Here is a 3956-nt window from a genome sequence, read left to right as displayed (position 1 = left end):
GTGGATGTACAAGGACCGCTGGCCCTCGTAGATGCAGTCGACGGGGCACTCCTCGATGCAGGCCTTGTCCTTAAGGTCGACACAAGGCTCCGCGATGACGTAAGTCACGCTGTCGTTCCTCCTCAATTGGGCCGGCGGACCGGTGTCCGGCTCCGCCGCTGGGCGCGCGGGAGCGCGGCGTCGTCGATGCCCGACCTAGTATCTCCGTTCCCGGGACCGAGACGAACAGGAGGGGCGGGTAGAGCTGTGGAATTCACCACGGGCGGACGCCTAGAGGTCCGGATTACCGCGTCTGACGTGGGGAAACGGGTGTCGGTGCGGTCTTTGACCGGATCTGGCGAGCGGCACGCCAGGTTCACCGACACGGTCGGCGTTCTCACATCCTGGGCAGCGGGTGTGCTGCAGATCACCCGGCGCGGCGGCGAGAGCGTGCTGATCGCGGAGTCGGCGGTGGTCGCCGGCAAGGTCGTGCCGGCCGCGCCCGCCCGCCGGCGCGGTGTACCGGCCGCGAGCGTGGACGAACTGGTCCGGGCCGCGGCACGCGGCTGGCCCGCCGTCGAGACCGAGCGGCTGGGCGGGTGGACACTGCGGGCGAGTGCCGTGGAGGGGTCCGGCCGGCCCGGGCGGCGGGAGGGCTTCACCGCCCGTGCCAACTCCGTACTGCCGCTGGGCGATCCGGGGCTGCCGACGGCGGCGGCGGTCGAACGGGCGCGGCTGTGGTACGAGGCGCGCGGGCTGGTGCCGCGTGTGCAGGTCACCACGGGCGGCGAGCACACCGACGAGCTGCTCGCCGCGGAGCTGGAGCGGCGCGGCTGGCTCGGTGAGCGGTACGCGCTGCTAAGGGTGGCCGCACTGGCGCCGCTGGCCGACCGGGAGCCGGATACCCGGGTACGGCTCAGCCGCACGCCGGACCCGGGCTGGTTCTCGCTGTACCGGCGTGCCGAGGCGCTGCCGGAGTCGGCGCGGAAGGTGCTGGCGGGCGGACCTTCGGTGTGGTTCGCGACCGTGCCCGGGGAGCCGGGCCTGGCCACCGGGACGGGTGCCGGCGGAACGACCGTCGGCGGAACGGATGCGATCGGCCGCTGCGTGGTCGACGGGCGCTGGGCCGGTTTCGCCGCGATAGAGGTCGCTCTGGAACGGCGCCGGGAGGGCCTGGGCACGGCGGTGATGGCCGAACTGGCGCGGCAGGCGCTGGCTGAGGGCGCCTCCGCCGCGTACCTCCAGGTGGAGCGCGACAACGCCGCCGCCCGTGAGCTGTACGACGGGCTGGGCTTCGCCGACCACCACGCGTACCACTACCGCCGCGCACCGCAGGACTGATCCGGATGGCACGCGAGGACGAGGAGAGCTCAGGCAACAGGCAGCGCTTCGCCGAGGCGGCACGGGACGAGCGCCCGGATCTGGCGCTGCTGTGCCTGCTGATCGGCGCCGAGGCGGCTGCCTGCGGGGTGCGGCCCTCGCGGGACGCGAGCGAGGACACGGCGCGGTACGCGGGCGCGGAGACGGCGCGGGACGCCGGCGTGGACGAGGCGCAGATCGAAATCGACCGGCTGGCAGGGCTGTTGCCGTACGCCGCGACCCGTACCCCCGGGCAGTGGGCCGGGGCTCTCGGGCAACTGCTGGGCGTGGAGCACGGCTTCCGCGGCAGCTCGGACGACTACCGGCGGCTGGCCTCCTCCCTGCTGCAGTCGGTGCTGCGGCGGCGCCGCGGACTGCCGATCCTGCTGTCGGTGGTCTGGATGGAGGTGGCGCGGCGGGCCGGGGCCCCGGTGTACGGGGTGGCGTTGCCCGGGCACTTCGTCGTCGGCTTCGGCGACCCGGCCGGCGATCACGTGCTCGTCGATCCCTACGGCGGTGGCCGGCCGCTGGCCGCCGGTGACGCGGAGTTGCTGATGGCGGGCACGACGGGGACGCACCGGCGGGTGTCGGCGGCGATGCTGCAGCCCGCCGGCACGCTGGAGATCGTGCTGCGGATCCTCAACAACATCCGCGCCTGGGCCGCGGGCCGCCCGGAGCACTCGGCCGTACAGCTGTGGGCTCTGGAACTGTCGCTGCTCCTCCCCCACCACCCCGCGCGGCTGCGCTACGAGCGCGCGCGGCTGCTCGTCGAGCGCGGCGACTTCCTGGGCGGTGCGGCGGAGATGGAGGAGTACGCCGAGGCGATCGCGGCGATGGAGCCCGCGACCGCCGACACGGTGCGCAGAGCGGCGCGGGCCGCCCGGGCACGGCTCAACTGACCGGCTCGGACGCACTGCGGCCCGCGACCCGCGCGGGGGCCGGGCCCGCGGGCGGGCCCGGACTCACCGCGGGTTCGTCGGGATCTCCTGTACGCGCTTTGCCGGTGAGGTCTCCTTCAGGGCGAGGCGCAGTGCGCCGGCCACGTCCTGCGGCATGACCGGCGTCTTGCTGCCGTCACCCCGGGTGATCTTCACGCCGGCGAAGGTCGTGCCGTACAGCTGCTGGAGCGCCGGCAGGTTGTAGGTGTCGACCAGCGTGCCGTTGACCGGCTTCATGGACAGGAACTTCGGCAGCGACTTCTGCGGGCTGAACTGGATCGAGGCGCTACCCGCCTTGATCGTCACCAGTCCGGACATCGCGGGCTTGCCGAATGCCTTGATCGCGCGGTTGATTTCCGCCTTGCCGACCTTCGGGCGCTGCATGGACACGGGCAACCGGACCGGGCTGTTCTTGCCCGTGGCGGCGCGGTCGCGGTACGCCTTCTGCAGTGCCGCTCCGGCATCGCCCGGGTCGACGCCCTTGTGCGTCTTGCCGGGCACCGCGACGGCCTTGCCCCTGATGAACTTGACCATGCCGTCCTTGGGGGCGCCGCCGTTCCCGGTCTCCTGGGAGACCTTCGACAGGGCCGACGCCATCTTCTCCTTGTCGACCTTGATGGCGGGCTCCGCCTGCCGTTCGGCCCCGAACAGGGAGCCGATGACGGAGACGGGGTTGTAGTCCCGGCCGGCGGCCGCTCGTACGGTGGCCTCGGTGTCCAGGGTCAGCCCCGCCACGCTCGGCTTGAGCTGGGTCTGCTTGCCGCCGGCGACGACGGTGAACGGCTGGACCGTACGGTTGCCGAACGCCGCGTCCAGCTTGTTGACGGCCTCGTGCTTGGTCGTACCGCCGATGTCGTTGCCGAGGACCGTCGTGCCGGTCGGCACGTCCGCGTGGTCGAACAGCAGACCGGCGCCGTAGGCGATGCCGACGAGCCCGAAGAGACCGGCCCCGGCGAGCACCAGCTTGGAACGGACGCCGGACGGCCCGTCGGAGGTGCGACCGGGGGTCCTGCCCGTCCGCCGGGCGGAGGCCGCTGAGCCGGCGGACGCGGAGCGCGCGAACGGCGACGACGACGCCGCGGCGCCCGAGGGGACGCGCGGGATGCCGCTGACGAGGGTGCCGCCGGAGACTCGCGCTTCGCCGGGGTCACCGGAGCCCGAGCCGCCGGAGCCCGAGCCGCCGGGGAACATGTCTTCGCCGACGCCGCCGGGCGCGAAGGGCGCACGGCCCGTACCCAGACCGAGGGTCGAACTGGCGGGCGACTCGGCCGGTCCGCCGGTACCGGGGTGCGGCGGCAGCGGGGTGTCACCCATGGCCGGGCCGGTCGTCGGCCCGCCGGGACCACCGACCGCCGGCACCCCGTCGGCGGGCGTTTCCGTCCCGGTCGTGCCGGTCGTGCCGCCGTCGTCCATCAGCCCGCGCAGAGCGCTCTGCGGTGCGCCACCGGAGCCGTACGGGTCCGAGCCACCGGCACCGTAGGGGTCCCCGCTCCCGTACGCCGGGCCGGACCCGGCCGCACCGCCGGCACCGCCGGACCCACCGGGATTCGGCTTCCCCTTGCGGGGCGCGAACCAGTCGCTGGTCTCCGTAGTGAACTCGCCGCTGCCGGAAGCCTCACCGGACCCACTGGTCCCGCTGGACCCCGCGGACCCGCCCAGGCCGCCCGCGTCGCCGCCGGT

At 74.0% G+C, this 3956-nt stretch carries 3 protein-coding genes and 1 pseudogene; 2 read left to right on the top strand and 2 right to left on the bottom strand.

Features of this window, described 5'->3' with window-relative positions:
- Positions 1-108, bottom strand: a pseudogene (locus ACRDP3_RS18070) (ferredoxin); the annotation flags it as partial.
- Between the two features lie 138 nt (positions 109-246).
- Between ACRDP3_RS18070 and ACRDP3_RS18065 the strand changes: the two are divergent.
- Both ACRDP3_RS18065 and ACRDP3_RS18060 read left to right on the top strand, forming a co-directional pair.
- On the top strand, positions 247-1320 hold the full coding sequence (locus ACRDP3_RS18065; protein ID WP_431517999.1) for a GNAT family N-acetyltransferase: 1074 nt from the start codon (positions 247-249) through the stop codon (positions 1318-1320).
- A 5-nt stretch (positions 1321-1325) separates the two neighbouring features.
- Positions 1326-2237: a transglutaminase-like domain-containing protein gene (locus ACRDP3_RS18060; RefSeq protein WP_431517998.1), complete on the top strand. Its 912-nt coding sequence runs from the start codon at positions 1326-1328 to the stop codon at positions 2235-2237.
- Between the two features lie 63 nt (positions 2238-2300).
- On the opposite strand, the gene ACRDP3_RS18055 is transcribed toward ACRDP3_RS18060, so the two are convergent.
- Positions 2301-3956, bottom strand: a 1656-nt coding sequence (locus ACRDP3_RS18055) for a hypothetical protein (RefSeq protein WP_431517997.1), incomplete at its 5' end; no start/stop codon positions are given.

The organism is Streptomyces sp. (assembly GCF_050698815.1).
Classification (GTDB): Bacteria; Actinomycetota; Actinomycetes; order Streptomycetales; family Streptomycetaceae; genus Streptomyces.
The sequence above is the reverse complement of the archived record's forward strand: the minus strand, read 5'-3'. Positions and strand labels throughout refer to the sequence as shown.